This window comes from Mesorhizobium sp. M7A.F.Ca.US.005.03.1.1, from assembly GCF_003997975.1.
Taxonomy (GTDB): domain Bacteria; phylum Pseudomonadota; class Alphaproteobacteria; order Rhizobiales; family Rhizobiaceae; genus Mesorhizobium; species Mesorhizobium ciceri.
In genome coordinates this window covers 18,246-34,420 of the sequence record NZ_RZRO01000012.1, presented here as the reverse complement: position 1 = coordinate 34,420, position 16,175 = coordinate 18,246, and the positions used below count along the sequence as shown (strand labels likewise).

Here is a 16,175-nt window from a genome sequence, read left to right as displayed (position 1 = left end):
AGTCGAATTATGGAAGTGGGCCTAGGTATGAGCTGAACCTAGGAGACATCATGCGATGACCGATGAACTTGAAGGGGTACGCGACCATTATCGCGCGACGGGCCTGACCGAGCGGCTGAAGACGGTGTTGGCTGCCCTCGGCCCGGAGGACCAGCTCCTCACGCCCCAACAATTGGGCGTTCTCGACCAGTTTCACACCCGTGGGCTAGCTGCCACCGGCGAGCTTGCCCAATTGGCGGGGATCGCTGCCGGCATGTCGATACTGGACGTCGGCTCGGGCGTCGGTGGGCCGGCGCGCTTTCTGGCTGCGACCTATGGCTGCCGGGTTACTGGCGTGGATCTCAGCGAGCCTTTCGTGGATGCCGCGCGCTATCTGACCGAGCGCACGGGACAGAGCGGGCAGCTGTCGTTCCAGACCGCCAGCGCATTGGAGCTCCCATTCGACGATGGCCGTTTCGACGCGGTGCTGTTGCAGCACGTGGCGATGAACATCTCTGACCGGACGCTGCTCTACAGCGAGATTCGGCGCGTGCTGAAGCCAGGCGGCAGGTTTGCCACATACGACGTCGTGTTGTCTGGAGGCGAGCCGCACTATCCGCTTCCCTGGGCGAGAACGCCGGCGACGAGCTTTCTCCTAACAGCCGGTGCGACGCGCGAGGCGATCGAACCGGCCAGCTTCCGCATGCTGGCATGGCAAGACGACACCGACGCCGCCAAGGCGTGGTTCGCACAGTTGCGCGCGTCGGGGCCGCCGCCTTCGCCCAATCTCGGCGTGGTGATGGGACCGGACTTCGCTGAGCTTGCGGCCAACCTCGGACGAAATCTTATGCAAGGTCGGCTCGGTATCCTGACCGCAGTGTTCGAGGCCGCATGAACCAATTGTCGAGAGGAGGCCAGATGTCCACCGAAGTCCTATTCCAAATCCATCTTGTTCTGGGCTATGTCGCGTGGCTGCTTTGCTTCGCTACATACGGTTTGCCGTGGCTCAGGTCGATGGACCGGGTCGCGGCGCAGCGCGCTGTTGCCGCTCTGCACAGCTTCCGCTTCTTCGGGCTGGTCTTCCTCGTTCCGGGTGTCGTCAGCCCCGATTTGCCTGCCGGCTTTGCCGTGTTTGCTGCCTACGGCGACCTTGCAACAGGAGTGCTGGCCATGCTGGCGCTGCTCACGGTGAGGATACCTCAGCTCTTCTGGGCGCTCGTCGTCGCCTTCAATCTGGTCGGGACGGTCGACCTCATCGTGGACTATTACCACGCCATCCAGGTCGGCCTCCCCCAGCGTGCGGGCGAACTGGGCGCCACCTACGCGATCCCGATCATCTACGTGCCGCTGCTGATGATCACGCACATCGTCGCGTTCTATTTTCTGGTGCGTCCTCCGCAAGCCGCGGCTTGGACTGTCGCAGACTAGTCCTTTGCCGCCGCCGCCTTGATGTCCAGCAGGCCGTAGCCGAAATCATTGTCGCGTCCCTTGGGGCCGAGATCCCTGGCCGTTGCCGCGAGCGCCTTTTCGATGTCGTCGGCCGAGCGATCGGGCGCGGCATGGATGAGATTGGCGATGGCGCCGCTCACGATCGCCGCGGCAAACGAGGTGCCTGTGACCACATCCGAGCCGGCGCCGCTCGGCGCCACCATCTCGACGCCGGGTGCCGAGATGAAGACATAGGCGCCGCGATTGGCCTGCGGCATCAGCCCGTCCTTGGCATCGGTGGCGGTCACCGCGATGACACCATCGAAGGCGGCCGGATAGCCATAGGGTGCCTTCGGCCCGTTGTTACCGGCTGCGGCGACCAGCACCATGCCGAGCGCGCGGGCATTGCGGCAGGCGACGCCGAGCAAATCGTTCTTCGGCCCGACAAAGCTCATATTGATGATGCGCACGTCCTGTTCCGCCGCCCAGTCGAGCGCCGACAGGATGACGTCCATGGTCGACTTGCCGCCCTCGAAGGCGCGGGCGTGATAGATTTTTGCGCCCGGTGCCATGCCTTCCAGCGCGCCGACGCCGGCGATCAGCCCGTCGATCGACGTGCCGTGATCGCGCTTTTCGATCGGCACGTCGGGCATGGCGTCGAACTGCCCGGCAATGACGCCCGAGAGCGCCGGGTTGGTGTCGTCGATGCCGGTGTCGATCACCGCGATGCGGACGTTTTCTCCGCTGGCCTGCTTGGAATCGAGTGCAATGCGGTCGAACGCATAGTTGACGATGCCGGCGGCCTGCTGCAGCGAATAGACGTGATTGGGCTCGCGCCGCTGGGTGCGGCCGTCGGCGGCCAGTTGCGCCAGCACGACGCCGACGGGCCGGCCGTCGGGAATGCCGAAGCGCACCAGTGTGGTGCCAAGCAGCCGCGACTGGCGCTGCGAGCGCACCTGCAGGCCGAAGGAGGCGGCGATCTGCTGGACAGCGCCGGCATCGCCGTCGACGGTCACCAGCACCTCGTCGGGCACGAAATCGCCAACCACCGCGCGCCGCGGCTGAACGGCAATGAGATCGGTCGGCGAGACGATCGGGCCACCGGGCGGGGGGCCGGCTTGAGTATCGGCCGGCGGCGTCGCCGGTTCGGGCCGTGGCGTCGGCACAGGGGTCGGGGGCGCCGCCGGGTTGGGAAACAGGTCGACGATCAGGGCCGGCAGGAACACCGCGCCGGATTGCGCCGCATCCGATCCGCCCTCTGTGTCGCTGCCATCCTTGGCGCAGTCGGCGCCTGCCGCATTGGTCCCGTCGCGGCAGTCGATTTTCGTCTGGTCGGGATTGGGATCTTTGGTCTGCGCCGACGCGGGCACGGCGACGGTTATCATCGCCGCCGCAAGCATTGCCGCAAATCGAATGACCGCCTCAGCCGCCATCAAGCGGTTTCCTTCCCTCGATCACAGTCTCCGTGAAAGCCTGGGCGGCAACAAGGCCGATTTGCCTGGTGTAGTCGGCTGCGTTGGCAGCAGGGATGCCAAGCCGGAACACGCCGTCGGCGGTCGGTCCGCCGACGATCTTCAGCCCGTTGCTGCCGAGGAAGGCGGAAATGTCCGACATCTTCGCATCCGGCTTGAACTTGACCAGGGCGTACGGCATTTTCGCCAGATCGTCTTGCGCGCCGGCAATCTCGAAATCATTGCCCTTTCCGCCGGGTTCGACAAACGACTGCACCATGACCAGAGCCAGCAGAACCGCGGCTGCCGCCCAGGCGACGCCGACCGGCACCGCCATGAAGCGGCCCCAGGCCTGCGCCAGCCAGGACGATCCTGCCGGCTTGCGCGCAGGCCCGGCCTCGGCGTCGAGTGCCTTGGCAAAGCGGCTGAGCGCATCGGCCGGCGGCCGGATTGCTTCGTTGGCGGCCGTGGCGCCGGAGAATTCGGCTTCAGCCTCGCCAAGGGCGGCAAGTGCGGCCGGATCGCTGGCCAGCCATTCCTCGACCGCTTCCAGGTCGGAACCTTCCAGCGAGCCGTTCAGGTAGAACGGCAGCAGCGTTTCCATTTCGTCGCGGCGCGACATCTTTTCAGCGGCGCTCATGGCCAGCCCCTGTCGTAACCGGCGGCCTTGAGAGCCTCGCCGAGTTTCTTGCGGGCGTAGAACATCCGGGTCTTGACGGTGGCGACCGGAATGTCGAGCACCTCGCTGATCTCGCTCACCGACTGCCCGTGATAATAGGCAAGATCGATGACGGCGCGATGCTCTTCCGGCAAGGCGTCGACGAAGCGCCGCAGGGCGGCCGCCTTGTCTTCCTTCATGGTGACGACTTCCGGTGTGTCGGCGCCGTCGGGCACTGCGGCGGCGGCCTCGTCGTCGATCCAGTCTTCCTTTTTCTTGCGCAGAAAGGACAGCGCCTTGAAACGGGCAATGCCGAGCAGCCATGTCGAGACTTCGGAACGCCCTTCGAAGCCGGGCGCCTGACGCCACAGCTCGAGGAAGACTTCGTTGGCGATATCGTCGGCCATCATTTCCGATCCCGTCTGGCGCGCCACGAAGCGGTAGACCCGCGCGTGGTGACGCATGAACAGGAGCCGCACGGCGGCTCGGTCGCCCTTCGCGACCCGGTCGACAAGCGCGCGATCGGTCTCCGTCGCTGCCGTCATGGCCGGTCGAGCCGCCTGGCTCCTGTCTGCTCTGTCGCTGATCGGCCCAAAAAGGTTCATCCTCCGCCAAGGAATTTTGCGGAGGCTAACCGAAGAGCGCGGAGGTTGCCAGAGGTGCGCCTCTTCCTTCTCCCACAAGGGCAGAAGGGAAGAGCTTCGCGGACCGCTTCTCACTCCAAGAAAGACTTCGCCTTCATCGTCGCGGGCACGGGAACACCCAGTCGGCTCAGCACCGTCGGCGCGAGCTGCAGCTGGTCGAGTAGTGTGTCCGCATCCGGCCCTTTGCCTTGTCCAAAATAATACAGCGCGAAATCCTGCATCTCGTCGTCATGGCCGCCGTGATGGCCACGATCGGTCTGGCCGTGATCGGCGGTGACGATCACCTCATAGCCGGCTTCGATCCAGCGTGGCAGGAAGGCGGCCAGCATGCCGTCCATCGCATAGACGGCATGGTCCATCTCGTGGCAGTCGTGGCCGAAGCGGTGTCCCATCGAATCCAGCGTGCAGGTGTGCAGGATGCCGTAGTCGATGCCATGGCGTTTCGTCAGCATGGTCAGCGTCGCGAACAGGTCGACATCGCTCGGCGTCATCTGGTTGCGGAGATTGTAACCGGTCATGGTGTGGAAGCGGCCATGCGTGATCGGCCCGCCTGGCTCGTCGAATTCCATGCCCTCGACCAGGTCGAACGGGAAGGCGCGGAAGAATTCCGACCAGTAGGAATGGGTCACCGCCCCCGTCTTGCCGCCTGCCTTGCTGACCTCGGAGAAGATATCGGGCTGCTCGACGCGGAAACGGTTCTCATTGGAGAGAATCCCGTGCAGCTGCGGCGAAACCCCGGTGTGGATCGAGGCATAGCAGCAGGCCGAGGTCGACGGCAGCACCGAGCGCATCTTCCAGACGCGCGCCTCGCCCGATTGCACCCAGCCTTCGAGATTGCCCATCAGCCGGCGCCAGTTCCGGTAAGGCACGCCATCGAGGATGATCAGCAGAAGCTTGGATTTGAGCGCCACGGGCTGCTCCATGCGGTTGGCGGTTGAAACGGGAACGCCGTGTGCCGTCCCGGGCACACGGCGTTCTGATAGATGAAATCGGCCGATCAGGGTCCGCTCAAGCGTTGAGCCAGCACTCGGCAAGCGCGTAGCCGTCCATCATTTCGCCGATAGGGCTCTTGGCATAGCCGCCGATCTTGTTGGTGGCGGCCGCGTCGATGAACTGGTTGAAGAAGGGCACGATCAGCCCGCCTTCGTCACGCATCATCACTGCCATATCGTGGTAGATCGCCTGGCGCTTGGCCTGGTCGAGCTCGCCGCGCGCGGTAAACAGCATCTTGTCGAATTCCGGCCGCTTGAAGCGCGTGTCGTTCCAGTCGGCGGTCGAGACATAGCCGGTGGAATACATCTGGTCCTGCGTGGCGCGTCCGCCCCAGTAGGAGAGCGAGAAAGGCTGCTTGTTCCAGACCTCCGACCAGTAGCCGTCGCCGGGTTCGCGCTTGATCTCGATCTTGATGCCGGCTTTGGCGCAGGACTGCTGATAGAGCTGTGCGGCATCGACGGCGCCCGGGAAGGCGACGTCCGAGGTGCGCAGCACGATCGAGCCGCTGTGGCCTGATTTCTTGTAGGCTGCCGCCGCCTTGTCCGGATCGAACTTGCGCTGTTCGATATCGGCGGAAAACAGCGGATAGGCCTCGTTGATCGGGAAGTCGTTACCCACCGAGCCATAGCCGCGCAGGATCTTTTCCAGCATCTCGTCGCGGTCCATGGCTAGCTTCAGCGCCATGCGCAGATCATTGCTGTCGAAAGGTGCGGTGTCGCAGAACATGTTGAACGGATAGTAGCCCTTGCCCGAGACATTCTCGATGGAAACGCCCGCGATGCGCTTGACCAGATCGACGACCTTGGGTTCGACGCGGTTGATCATGTGCACCTGGCCGCCTTGCAAAGCTGCAAGCCGTGCGGTCGCATCATTGATGACGATGATCTCGACCTGGTCGGCATGGCCGGCCTTGTCGCCAAGCCAGTAATTGGCGAAACGCTCGCCGCCATGGCGCACGCCTGGCTGGTTGACGCTAACCTTGTAGGGTCCGGCGCTGATGCCGGCATTCGGATCGTCCTTGCCGCCATTCGGCTGGATGACGAGATGGTAGTCGGCCATCAGATAAGGGAAGTCGGCATCGGCGTCGCCGAGCGTGACGATGACTTCCTTGCCGCTCGCCTTGACGCCCTTGATGTTCTTGAGGATGCCGAGTGCTCCGGACTTGGACTTCTCGTCCGCATGGCGCTCGATGGTGGCGGCAACGTCCTCCGCGCCGACCGTCTTGCCATTGTGGAACTCGATGCCATCGCGGATCTTGATCGTCCATGTCTTGGCGTCGGCTGAGGCGCCAATCTCTTCGGCAATCAGGTTGACCAGCTTGTTGTCCGGTGTGAGGCGCACAAGATACTCGCCCCAAAGCTTGCCGAAGCTGAAGGTTACCTGGCTGAGATTCAGCGCCGGATCGAGGCTGTTGGTGGATTCCCCGCCCTGCAGGCCAGCCTTGATGATACCGCCCTTCACCGCCGTCTGGGCAAATGCCTTGCCGGCCAGCGCCGGCATCATGGCCGCCGATACGCCGAGCGCGGCGGCGCGCCCAAGAAAGGCACGGCGCGATATCCGGCCGTGACCGGCGAGTTCGGCGAGATAATCGAGTTCAGTTTTCATGTCCTACCCCTGTTTAAAAGTCGTGCGAGCGGCGCTCGTCCCGAAGGACGTGTGGCGCTCTAGTGTTGCATCCGGATGACGGTCGCTGACGCCCCTATGTGGCAGCTTGGTCTGACACAATTTCCAGGGGAAGCGCCTGCCTTTTTCTTCCGGCAGTATTGGTTCCCTTTAGTTCCCCGCGCTGGCCATGCGCCGTCCCTTGATTGCCTTTTCCAGCCAGCCGATTTCCATCTCTGGAACCGAGGAGAGCAGCAGGTCGGTGTAGGCGTCGAAGGGCGGGCTCAGCACCTTGCCCTTGGGGCCGTAACGCACCACCTCGCCGCGATACATAACCGCGATTGAATCGGCGATCGACTTCACCGTGGCAAGGTCATGCGTGATGAACAGATAGGCGACGTTCTCTTCCTTCTGCAGCTCCAGCAGCAGCTCGAGGATGCCGTGTGCCACCAGCGGATCGAGCGCCGAGGTCACCTCGTCGCAGATGATCAGCTTCGGCTTGGCGGCAAGCGACCGGGCGATGCAGACACGCTGTTTCTGGCCGCCGGAAAGCTCGGCCGGGTAGCGGTCGGAAAATCCCTTGCCCATCTCGATCTTGTCGAGCAGTTCGGCAACGCGTCTGTCGCGCTCACGGCCGCGCATGCCGAAATAAAACTCCAGCGGTCGGCCGATGATGGTGCCGACGGTCTGACGCGGGTTCATCGCCACATCGGCCATCTGGTAGATCATCTGCAACTGGCGCAGATCCTCCTTCGGCCGGTCGGCCAGCCTGTTGGCCAGCGCGCGTCCGTCGAAGGTGACGGTACCCTGTTCGGGTGGCAAAAGTCCCGTGATGGCGCGCGCCAGCGTCGACTTGCCGGAGCCGGACTCGCCGACCACGGCCAGCGTCTGGCCCGGATAGATGTCGACGGATACGTCCTTCAGCACCTTGATATGGCTGCGGCCATAGGCGGCGGTGACGTTCTTCACCGACAGGAACGGCGACGTGCCGGGCTTCTGCTCCTGGTGTTCGATCTCATGCACCGAGACCAGCGCGTTGGTGTATTCCTGGCGCGGCTCCTTGATGATCTGCCTTGTGCCGCCCCATTCGACCAGCCTCCCATGGCGCAGCACCATGATCTCGTCGGAGACCTGGGCGACGACGGCAAGGTCGTGCGTGATGTAGAGCGCAGCGACATGGGTGTCGCGGATGGCGTCCTTGATCGCCGCCAGCACGTCGATCTGCGTCGTCACGTCGAGCGCCGTTGTCGGCTCGTCGAAGACGATCAGGTCCGGCTCGGAGCACAGGGCCATCGCCGTCATCACACGCTGCAACTGGCCGCCCGAAACCTGGTGCGGAAAACGCTCGCCGATGGTTTCAGGGTTCGGCAGGCTGAGCTTCTTGAACAGCGCAACCGCGCGCTTCTCGGCCTCGGCGCGTGTCGCGGTGCCGTGCAGCAGGGTGGCTTCCACCACCTGGTCCATCAGTCTGTGCGCCGGGTTGAAGGCCGCTGCCGCCGACTGCGCGACATAGCAGACCTCGCGGCCGCGTAATTTGCGGAAGCCGTCCTTGCCGCCCTTGAGGATGTCGCGGCCGTTCAGGATCACCTCGCCGCCTGTGATGCGCACGCCGCCGCGGCCGTAGCCCATAGACGACAAGCCGATAGTCGACTTGCCGGCGCCGGATTCGCCGATCAGGCCGAGCACCTTGCCCTTCTCGAGCGTCAGCGAGACATCGTGCACCAGCACGATGTTCTTCGGCGGTTCGCCGGGCGGGAAGACGGTAGCCTCGATGCGCAGATTGCGGATGTCGAGCAGCAGGCCTGACTTCGGTTGCCCGAGCTTCGCTTTGGTGTCGGCCATCACCCGCGTCCTCCCTTGAGGCTTGTCGTCCGGTTGAGCACCCAGTCGGCAACCAGGTTGACGGAAATCGCCAGCAGCGCGATCGCCCCCGCTGGGATGAGTGCGGCCGCGATGCCGAACACGATGCCGTCTTTGTTTTCCTTGACCATGCCGCCCCAGTCGGCGTCCGGTGGCTGCACGCCAAGGCCGAGGAACGACAGCGTCGACAGGAACAGCACCGCGTAGATGAAGCGCAGACCGAGTTCGGAAACCAGCGGCGACAATGCGTTGGGGAGGATCTCGCGGAAGATGATCCAGCCGCTGCCTTCACCGCGCAGTTTCGCCGCTTCGACATAGTCCATGACGTTGATGTCGACGGCGACCGCGCGCGACAGGCGATAGACGCGGGTCGAATCCAGAATGCCCATCACCAGGATCAGCGTCACCAGATTGGTCGGCAGCACCGACAGCACGACGAGACCCATGATCAGCGTCGGGATCGACATCAAGAGATCGACGAGGCGCGACAGCAGCGTGTCGAACCAGCCGCCGAAGACGGCCGCCGAGAAGCCGAGAATGGCGCCGAGCGAGAACGACAGCGCGGTGGCCAGCACCGCGATGAACAAAGTGATGCGGGCGCCGTAGATCATGCGCGAAAGCAGGTCTCGGCCGAGATTGTCGGTGCCCAGCAAATGGGCAGCCGACATCGGTTCCCAGACGTCGCCGACGATTTCGCCATTGCCGTGCGGCGCGATCCAGGGGGCGAAGACCGCCGCAAGCACGAACAATGCCGTCAGCACGATGCCGATCAGCGCGGGGATGGGGATGCGTTTGATATCGAGCATATCCGCCCCCCTATTTCGGATGTCTGAGACGCGGATTGGCGACGATCGCCGCTATGTCCGCAATGATGTTCAGGCTGATATAGACGGCGGCGAAGATCAGGCCGACCGCCTGCACCACCGGCACATCTCGCTTGGTGACGTGGTCGACCAGATACTGTCCCATGCCCGGATAGACGAAGATCACCTCGACCACGACGACGCCAACGATCAAGTAGGCGAGGTTGAGCATGACGACATTGATGATCGGCGCGATGGCGTTGGGGAAGGCGTGCTTGCGGATGACGTTGAAAGCCGACAGGCCCTTCAGTTCCGCCGTCTCGACATAGGCCGACTGCATGACATTGAGGATCGCCGCGCGTGTCATGCGCATCATGTGGGCGAGCACGACCAGCGTCAGCGCCGTCGCCGGCAAGGCGATCGCCTGCATCCGTTCGCCAAAAGGCATGCCGTCATAGACGGTCGAAATGCCGGGGAAGATCTGCCATTTCACGGCGAAGAAATAGACCAGCACATAGCCGATGAAGAATTCGGGAAACGAGGTCGAGGCCAGCGCCAGCCCGGAGATCAGCTTGTCGACCCAGCCATTGCGGTAGCGCACCGCGATCAGGCCGAGGATGATCGCCAGCGGCACGGCGACGATCGCCGCCCAGAAGGCGAGGAACAGCGTGTTCCACAGCCGTCCCTTGATCGACGTGGCGATGTCCTGCCCGCTCGACATGGCCGTGCCGAGATCGCCGGTCAGCACGCCGCCCAGCCAATGAAAATACCTGAGATAGGCTGGCTGGTTGAGTCCGAGCTGCTCGCGCAGATTGGCAAGCGACTCCGGCGTCGCCGACTGTCCGAGAATGGCTTGCGCGACGTCGCCGGGCAGGATCTGGGTGCCGGCGAAGATCAGGACCGAAACGGCCAACAAGAGCAGAATGCCCAGCGCAACGCGCTGGGCCACCAGTTTCAAGATGGGTGAGGACATATCCGCAAGGCCAAGCTCAGGCTTCGAGCCAGCACTTCGCCAGCGCGTAGCCGTTCATCAGCTCCTGATGCGGATCGTCGACCCAGCCGCCGACCTTGGCGCCGGTAGCGTCGATGAACTGGTTGAACATCGGCAGGATCAGGCCGCCCTCGTCTCGTACCAGGACAGCCATGTCATGATACATCTGCTTGCGCTTGGTCTCGTCGAGCTCGGCGCGCGCCGCCAGCACCATCTTGTCGAAGTCAGGACGCTTGAAACGCGTGTCGTTCCAGTCGGCGGTCGACAGATAAGCGGTGGAGTACATCTGGTCCTGGGTCGAGCGGCCGCCCCAGTAGGACGCGCAGAAGGGCTGCTTGTTCCAGACCTCGTTCCAATAGCCGTCGCCGGGCTCACGCTTCAGCTCGATCTGAATGCCGGCCTTGGCCGCGCTCTGCTGGAACAACTGCGATGCATCGACGGCGCCCGGGAAAGCGACGTCCGAGGTCCGCAGCAGGACGGCGCCGTCGTGGCCGGACTTCTTGAAGTGGAACTTGGCCTTGTCGGGATCGTACTTGCGCTGCTCGATCTCGGTAAACAGCGGATAGGACGCATTGATCGGGAAGTCGTTGCCGAGCGAACCGTAGCCGCGCAGGATCTTGTCCAGCATTTCCTCGCGGTCGATGGCCAGCTTCAGTGCCATGCGCAAATCGGCGTTGTCGAACGGCGCCGTGTTGCAATGCATGATGAACACGTAGTGGCCAGGACCCGCGTGGTTGCGGATGGTGACGCCCGGCAGGCGCTTGATCAGGTCGACGATCTTCGGCTCGACGCGGTTGATCACGTTGACCTGGCCGCCCTGCAGGGCGGCCGTGCGCGCCGTCGCATCGTTGATGACGATGATCTCGATCTGGTCGGCATGGCCCATCTTGTCGCCCTGCCAGTAATTGGCGAAACGCTCGCCGCCATGGCGCACACCGGGCTCATTGGTCGTGACCTTGTAAGGACCGGCCGAAATGCCTGCGTCAGCCTTGTCCTTGCCGCCATTTGGTTGGACGATCAGGTGATAGTCGCTGAGCAAATAGGGCAGATCGGCATTGGCCTCCTTCAGCGTCAGCACGACTTCCTTGCCGCTGGCCTTGATGGTCTCGATACCTTTCATGTAGCCGAGCGCGCCGGATTTCGACTTCTCGTCGGAATGGCGCTCAAGTGTGGCGGCCACGTCCTCGGCGGTCACTGTCTTGCCGTTGTGGAATTCGACGCCGTCGCGGATCTTCAGCGTCCACACCTTGGCGTCGTCCGACGAGCCGATCTCCTCGGCGATGCGGTTCTCGAGCTTGCCTTCCGGCGAAAGCTCGACAATCAATTCGCCCCACATCTTGCCGAAGGCGAACGGCACCTGAGTCATGAACAGTGCCGGATCAAGGCTGTTGGTGGATTCGCCGCCGACAAGTCCGGCCTTCAGTGTGCCGCCCTTGACCGGGCCTGCCGCGCGTGCAGCGCTTGAAAGCAGCGAGTTGGCGAAGGGCGCGGAGATACCGAGCGCCGCCGCCCGGCCGAGAAAATCACGACGGCTCAGTTTGCCCGACGCGACACGCCGGCTAAGAAATTCCAGTTCGTTCGACATTTTGAGTTCCTCACTCTGTTGGTTCGACTCTGCGGTCGTTTTTCTTGTTTCTTGTGAGGAGAATAATGACCGCAAGGGAAAGCGGTAAGCAAGACCGAATGCGACATGCCGTGGCGTAAATCGTACGTCGCAATTGGACCAATGAAATCGGCATTCAAAGAAGCGCGCGCGGCACCTTCTCCTCGAAATTGCGCTCGAAGACGAGGGTTTCGTCCTCATAGGCCTCGATTCTGGCGCTGACGATGAAGTTTTGCGCATCCGATCGCATTTCGGCTGTCGTTTCGGTGCGTACTGACCATCCGTTTCGCGACAGGGTCTGCGTCCAGTGCGTCTTCCCCGAGGCCGACAGCGGATCGTCGGGATGGATCGTCCAGGTCTCGCGGGCGATGCTGCCATTGGCGAGGCGATGGGCGAGATCACGCACCTCGCCGAAATCGTCAACAATGGAAAGCGTCACCATTCCGGTCTTCTCATCACGATCGACATGGCGCTCTGAATTGGCGGCGCGGATCGTCTCTGTTGCCCAGGGGGTGGCACCTTCCGGCTCGGCGAACGTCACTTCGTCGCCTGTCGCCAGCGGCCGCAGCGGCAAATTGAGCGTCGCCGTCGACAAGGTGAGCTGGACCGGCTCCGGCGACGGCCAGATGGCAGGCCAATAGGCGTTCGAAACGGCAACACGCAGCCGGTGGCCGGCCGGCACGCGATAGGCGCATTGATCGAGCACGACGCGCACCGAGACGGTTTCGCCCGGCACCAGCGCCTCGGGGAATTCGTGCGAATTGCGGTGCGTCAGATTGAGCACGCCATAGGAGATCAACTCCGAGGCGCCGTCGGGATGCACATCGCAAAGCCGGACCGCGATGTTGGCCTGCGGACGATCAGAGGATAGCCGCAGCTCGACCTCCGGCGCTCCGACGATGTCGATCGGCTCGCTGAGTTCCGGCTGGTCGAAACACACCGACAGCGCATCGTCGGGGCGCTGGTCGCCGGGCAGTTCGGGGCCGAAGGTGAAGGGAAAATACTCGCCGCCGGCCAGGCCGCAGCTTTGCGGAGAGGCGATGATGGCGGGTTTTTCCGTTGAGGGGATCAGATCGACTGTTTGCATCTTGATGGTTGGCGAGGGCCATTCCTGCTCCGCCACCCAACGGCCGGGACGCTCGGGGTGCCAGCGCGCCGGACGCACGCTGTCCATGACATAGGCGCGGTAGGCCGGGTCGGCCTCGACGCCGGTGTCGACACCCTTCAGCCAGCGGTCCCACCAGCGCAAGGCCTCCTGCAGGAAGCCGATGGCAGGCTTGGGCCCGGCGTAGTGCGGGTATTTGTGGATCCATGGCCCGACGATGCCCTTGACCGGGGCTTGGATGTTGGTCGCCAGATGCGAGACGGTGTTGCGGTAGCCGTCATGCCAGCCGCCGATCGACAGCACGGCGGCTTTGACGGCGGAAAAATCCTCGCAGATCGAGCCGCGCTTCCAGTAGGCATCACGGTGCTGGTGTTTCAGCCACAGCGGCGCCAGGAAGGATTGGTTCTCCAGCCGGGTCAGCCACAGATCGCGCCACCGGTTGTCGCCGGCCAAAAGCGGATCCGGCGGCCGCGACGAGTAGGACAGCATGGTCGAGGCCCAGCCGAAATTCTCGATCAGCAGGCAGCCGCCCTTGTAGTGGATGTCGTCGGCATAGCGGTCGACGGTCGAGCACAGGCTGATCACCGCTTTCAGCGCCGGCGGCCGCTTGGCCGCCACCTGCAGGCAGTTGAAGCCGCCCCAGGAAATGCCCATCATGCCGACATTGCCGTTGCACCAGGGCTGGCTTGCCGCCCAGGCGATGACGTCGCAGGCGTCCTGCAATTCCTGCTCGGAATATTCGTCGTCCATCAGCCCTTCGGAATCGCCATTGCCGCGCATGTCGACGCGGATCGAAGCATAGCCGTGGCCGGCGAAATAAGGATGCGTCAGCTGATCGCGAAAGATGGTGCCGTCGCGCTTGCGGTAGGGCAGATGCTCTAGGATGACAGGCACCGGATCGTCGCCCGCATCCTCCGGCATCCACACCCGCGCCGACAGGCGGCAGCCATCCGGCATGACGATGCCCATATCCGGGAATTCGACGATTTTGCGGGCAAATTCGGTGACGGTTTTCATGGCATGCTCCAGGATCGCCAGATGATGGAACCTGCCGTGCCGCGTCGTGGGCCAGCCAACGAATTCGGCTGGTCAATCCGCGTCAGTTCAGCGGGATATCGTTATCGTCCTTGTTCGCCTGATAGATGTTGGACAATTCATCGTAGCGCGCCGAAATCGCGCCGATACGGGTCTCCAGCCGTCGCCGCTCTGCCTCGGGCAACGCTCGCACCAGCCTGCGGATAGAAAAGCTCTTCCAGTAGGCATTCTCGGCATTGTAGCCGCCGGGATCGAGGGTGAAGACCTCTTTCAGGATCTTCAGGTCGTGCGGGATGGCGAAGCTGTCGCGCGAATCCTCGTGGCTGAACAGATAGTAGAAATTATCGAAGCCGGTCCAGGTGATCGCCGACAGGCACAGCGAGCAGGGTTCGTGCGTGGCGATGAAGATGGCGTCTTTCGTATCGACGCGCTCAGCCCTGGGCATTTCGTAGAAACGCTTCAGGCAGTGTACCTCGCCATGCCAGAGCGGGTTTTCCATCTCGTTGTTGGTTTCAGCCAGCACCAGCGAACGGTCGTCCTTGCGCAGGATCGCCGCGCCGAACAGCTTGTTGCCATAGGTAACGCCCTCGGCCGTCTTCGGCACGATGTCGTGCTCGATCACATCGAGCAGGCGGTCGATCAGTGAAATATCGGTCACAGGAGGCTCTCGTTGGGCAAGTGGATCTCGTAGGCGTGCGAGAAATGGAACTCTTCGAGATTGGAGCCATCGCCGCCACGGTCGACGATCAGGAAGTCCTGAGCCTCGCCGAGCGGCGTCAGCACGCCATGCCAGAGATTGCGCCGGTAATTGATACCTTGTCCGGGTGCGGTGATGAAGGCATGCGGCTCGCCCGGCCCCTGCTCCCCGTCATGGCAGACGACGACCAGGAAGGGGCGCGGCGAGAGCGGGATGAAGGCCTGGCTGCCGAAGGGATGGCGCTCGACCATGCTCAATTTCAGGGGCAATTCGTAGGGCGTGCCGCGCACCATCGAGATCAGCACGCGGGCGTTCGGACCGGTTGCTTCGGCGGTAGCCAGATCATGATAGCGCTCGGCCCTGCCGCCATTGATCGGGTAGTGGTTGTCGCCGCCCATGTCGATGACATCGCCGAAGGGGGCAAAGCCCTCGCGGGTCAGCGGCCGCGCGACGATACGGGTCACAGCGCGCGCCTTGCGATGCCGGCGCCGCCGAGCTTGGCGTGCCGGTTGACGTCCTTGTAGAGCAGATAGCGGAATTTACCCGGGCCACCGGCATAGCAGGCCTGCGGGCAGAAGGCGCGCAGCCACATATAGTCGCCGGCCTCGACCTCGACCCAGTCCTGGTTGAGGCGGTAGACGGCCTTACCCTCCAGCACATAGAGACCGTGCTCCATGACATGGGTCTCGGCGAAGGGAATGACCGCGCCGGGTTCCAGCGTGACAATGGTCATGTGCATGTCGTGGCGCAAATCTGCCGGATCGACGAACCGCGTCGTCGCCCAGCGGCCTTCGGTGCCGGGCATCGGCGTTGGCGCGATCTCCTGCTCATTGGTGAAGAAGGCTTCCGGCACATCGAGACCGTCGACCACCTCGTAAGCCTTGCGAATCCAGTGGAAGCGCACGGCGGCCCTGCTTTCGTTGCGAACCGTCCAGCCGCTGGCCGGCGGCAGGAAGGCAAAGCCGCCGGGCCGCAACACATGCGTCTTGCCGGCAAGCAGAACCGTCAGTTCGCCTTCGACCACGAACAGAGCGCCTTCGGCGCCGGCATCGGGTTCCGGCCGATCGCTGCCGCCGCCGGGCGCGACCTCGACAATGTATTGCGAGAACGTCTCGGCAAAACCCGATAGCGGTCGCGACAAGATCCAGACGCGGGTTTCGTCCCAGAACGGCAACGCACTGGTCACGATGTCCTGCATCACACCCCGGGGAATGACGGCATAGGCCTCGGTGAAGACGGCGCGGCCGGTCAGAAGCTCGTTCTGGCCGGAATGGCCGCCATGTGGCGCGTAATAGGTTCGCTCGGGCATCCTGATCGTATCCATGG

15 protein-coding genes are annotated in these 16,175 nt (G+C 63.4%); 2 read left to right on the top strand and 13 right to left on the bottom strand.

The window, feature by feature from the left end; translation table 11 throughout:
• The first annotated feature begins 55 nt into the window (after nucleotides 1–55).
• Both EN990_RS08190 and EN990_RS08185 read left to right on the top strand, forming a co-directional pair.
• On the top strand, nucleotides 56–874 hold the full coding sequence (locus tag EN990_RS08190) for a class I SAM-dependent methyltransferase (RefSeq protein WP_013528258.1): 819 nt from the start codon (nucleotides 56–58) through the stop codon (nucleotides 872–874).
• Nucleotides 875–897: 23 nt separating this feature from the next.
• Nucleotides 898–1,407, top strand: coding sequence for a hypothetical protein (locus EN990_RS08185; RefSeq protein ID WP_013528257.1), 510 nt, complete (start codon nucleotides 898–900; stop codon nucleotides 1,405–1,407).
• Here EN990_RS08185 and EN990_RS08180 read toward each other — a convergent pair.
• The 13 genes from EN990_RS08180 to EN990_RS08120 all read right to left on the bottom strand — a co-directional run bounded on the left by EN990_RS08180 (nucleotide 1,404) and on the right by EN990_RS08120 (nucleotide 16,173).
• Entirely contained in the window at nucleotides 1,404–2,840 is a 1,437-nt protein-coding gene (locus tag EN990_RS08180) for a S8 family serine peptidase (protein ID WP_127385129.1), read from the bottom strand. The two genes, EN990_RS08185 and EN990_RS08180, sit on opposite strands and share 4 nt — an antisense overlap.
• Nucleotides 2,830–3,498 (bottom strand): hypothetical protein, encoded by a 669-nt coding sequence (locus EN990_RS08175; protein ID WP_013528255.1) that lies wholly within the window; start codon nucleotides 3,496–3,498, stop codon nucleotides 2,830–2,832. The genes EN990_RS08180 and EN990_RS08175 overlap by 11 nt, the downstream gene beginning before the upstream one ends.
• On the bottom strand, nucleotides 3,495–4,061 hold the full coding sequence (locus EN990_RS08170; protein WP_013528254.1) for a sigma-70 family RNA polymerase sigma factor: 567 nt from the start codon (nucleotides 4,059–4,061) through the stop codon (nucleotides 3,495–3,497). The genes EN990_RS08175 and EN990_RS08170 overlap by 4 nt, the downstream gene beginning before the upstream one ends.
• 170 nt (nucleotides 4,062–4,231) lie before the next feature.
• A complete protein-coding gene (locus tag EN990_RS08165; RefSeq protein ID WP_127368851.1) occupies nucleotides 4,232–5,071 on the bottom strand; it encodes an alkaline phosphatase family protein in 840 nt (279 codons plus the stop codon).
• A 97-nt stretch (nucleotides 5,072–5,168) separates the two neighbouring features.
• A complete protein-coding gene (locus EN990_RS08160) occupies nucleotides 5,169–6,758 on the bottom strand; it encodes an ABC transporter substrate-binding protein (RefSeq protein ID WP_024501943.1) in 1,590 nt (529 codons plus the stop codon).
• 168 nt (nucleotides 6,759–6,926) lie between these two features.
• Nucleotides 6,927–8,597 (bottom strand): ABC transporter ATP-binding protein, encoded by a 1,671-nt coding sequence (locus EN990_RS08155; RefSeq protein ID WP_127368852.1) that lies wholly within the window; start codon nucleotides 8,595–8,597, stop codon nucleotides 6,927–6,929.
• Nucleotides 8,597–9,421, bottom strand: coding sequence for an ABC transporter permease (locus EN990_RS08150; protein WP_013528250.1), 825 nt, complete (start codon nucleotides 9,419–9,421; stop codon nucleotides 8,597–8,599). The genes EN990_RS08155 and EN990_RS08150 overlap by 1 nt, the downstream gene beginning before the upstream one ends.
• Before the next feature lie 10 nt (nucleotides 9,422–9,431).
• Nucleotides 9,432–10,391, bottom strand: coding sequence for an ABC transporter permease (locus EN990_RS08145; RefSeq protein ID WP_013528249.1), 960 nt, complete (start codon nucleotides 10,389–10,391; stop codon nucleotides 9,432–9,434).
• A 16-nt stretch (nucleotides 10,392–10,407) separates the two neighbouring features.
• A complete protein-coding gene (locus EN990_RS08140) occupies nucleotides 10,408–11,994 on the bottom strand; it encodes an ABC transporter substrate-binding protein (protein ID WP_013528248.1) in 1,587 nt (528 codons plus the stop codon).
• 154 nt (nucleotides 11,995–12,148) lie between these two features.
• Nucleotides 12,149–14,134 (bottom strand): CocE/NonD family hydrolase, encoded by a 1,986-nt coding sequence (locus EN990_RS08135; RefSeq protein ID WP_127384914.1) that lies wholly within the window; start codon nucleotides 14,132–14,134, stop codon nucleotides 12,149–12,151.
• A gap of 82 nt (nucleotides 14,135–14,216) precedes the next feature.
• Entirely contained in the window at nucleotides 14,217–14,810 is a 594-nt protein-coding gene (locus EN990_RS08130; protein ID WP_024501941.1) for a nucleoside deaminase, read from the bottom strand.
• Nucleotides 14,807–15,313, bottom strand: a complete 507-nt coding sequence (locus EN990_RS08125) for an ureidoglycolate lyase (protein ID WP_013528245.1) — start codon at nucleotides 15,311–15,313, stop codon at nucleotides 14,807–14,809. The genes EN990_RS08130 and EN990_RS08125 overlap by 4 nt, the downstream gene beginning before the upstream one ends.
• Nucleotides 15,310–16,173, bottom strand: a complete 864-nt coding sequence (locus EN990_RS08120; RefSeq protein WP_024501939.1) for a bifunctional allantoicase/(S)-ureidoglycine aminohydrolase — start codon at nucleotides 16,171–16,173, stop codon at nucleotides 15,310–15,312. Before EN990_RS08120 ends, EN990_RS08125 begins: the two co-directional genes overlap by 4 nt.
• Nucleotides 16,174–16,175: the final 2 nt, after the last annotated feature.

What these genes read in the sequence shown, in the direction of transcription:
- EN990_RS08190 (WP_013528258.1), top strand. Translation starts at nt 56, where the DNA reads ATGACCGATGAACTTGAAGGGGTACGCGACCATTATCGCGCGACGGGC.
- EN990_RS08185 (WP_013528257.1), top strand. Translation starts at nt 898, where the DNA reads ATGTCCACCGAAGTCCTATTCCAAATCCATCTTGTTCTGGGCTATGTC.
- EN990_RS08180 (WP_127385129.1), bottom strand. Translation starts at nt 2,840, where the DNA reads ATGGCGGCTGAGGCGGTCATTCGATTTGCGGCAATGCTTGCGGCGGCG.
- EN990_RS08175 (WP_013528255.1), bottom strand. Translation starts at nt 3,498, where the DNA reads ATGAGCGCCGCTGAAAAGATGTCGCGCCGCGACGAAATGGAAACGCTG.
- EN990_RS08170 (WP_013528254.1), bottom strand. Translation starts at nt 4,061, where the DNA reads ATGACGGCAGCGACGGAGACCGATCGCGCGCTTGTCGACCGGGTCGCG.
- EN990_RS08160 (WP_024501943.1), bottom strand. Translation starts at nt 6,758, where the DNA reads ATGAAAACTGAACTCGATTATCTCGCCGAACTCGCCGGTCACGGCCGG.
- EN990_RS08155 (WP_127368852.1), bottom strand. Translation starts at nt 8,597, where the DNA reads ATGGCCGACACCAAAGCGAAGCTCGGGCAACCGAAGTCAGGCCTGCTG.
- EN990_RS08150 (WP_013528250.1), bottom strand. Translation starts at nt 9,421, where the DNA reads ATGCTCGATATCAAACGCATCCCCATCCCCGCGCTGATCGGCATCGTG.
- EN990_RS08145 (WP_013528249.1), bottom strand. Translation starts at nt 10,391, where the DNA reads ATGTCCTCACCCATCTTGAAACTGGTGGCCCAGCGCGTTGCGCTGGGC.
- EN990_RS08140 (WP_013528248.1), bottom strand. Translation starts at nt 11,994, where the DNA reads ATGTCGAACGAACTGGAATTTCTTAGCCGGCGTGTCGCGTCGGGCAAA.
- EN990_RS08135 (WP_127384914.1), bottom strand. Translation starts at nt 14,134, where the DNA reads ATGAAAACCGTCACCGAATTTGCCCGCAAAATCGTCGAATTCCCGGAT.
- EN990_RS08120 (WP_024501939.1), bottom strand. Translation starts at nt 16,173, where the DNA reads ATGGATACGATCAGGATGCCCGAGCGAACCTATTACGCGCCACATGGC.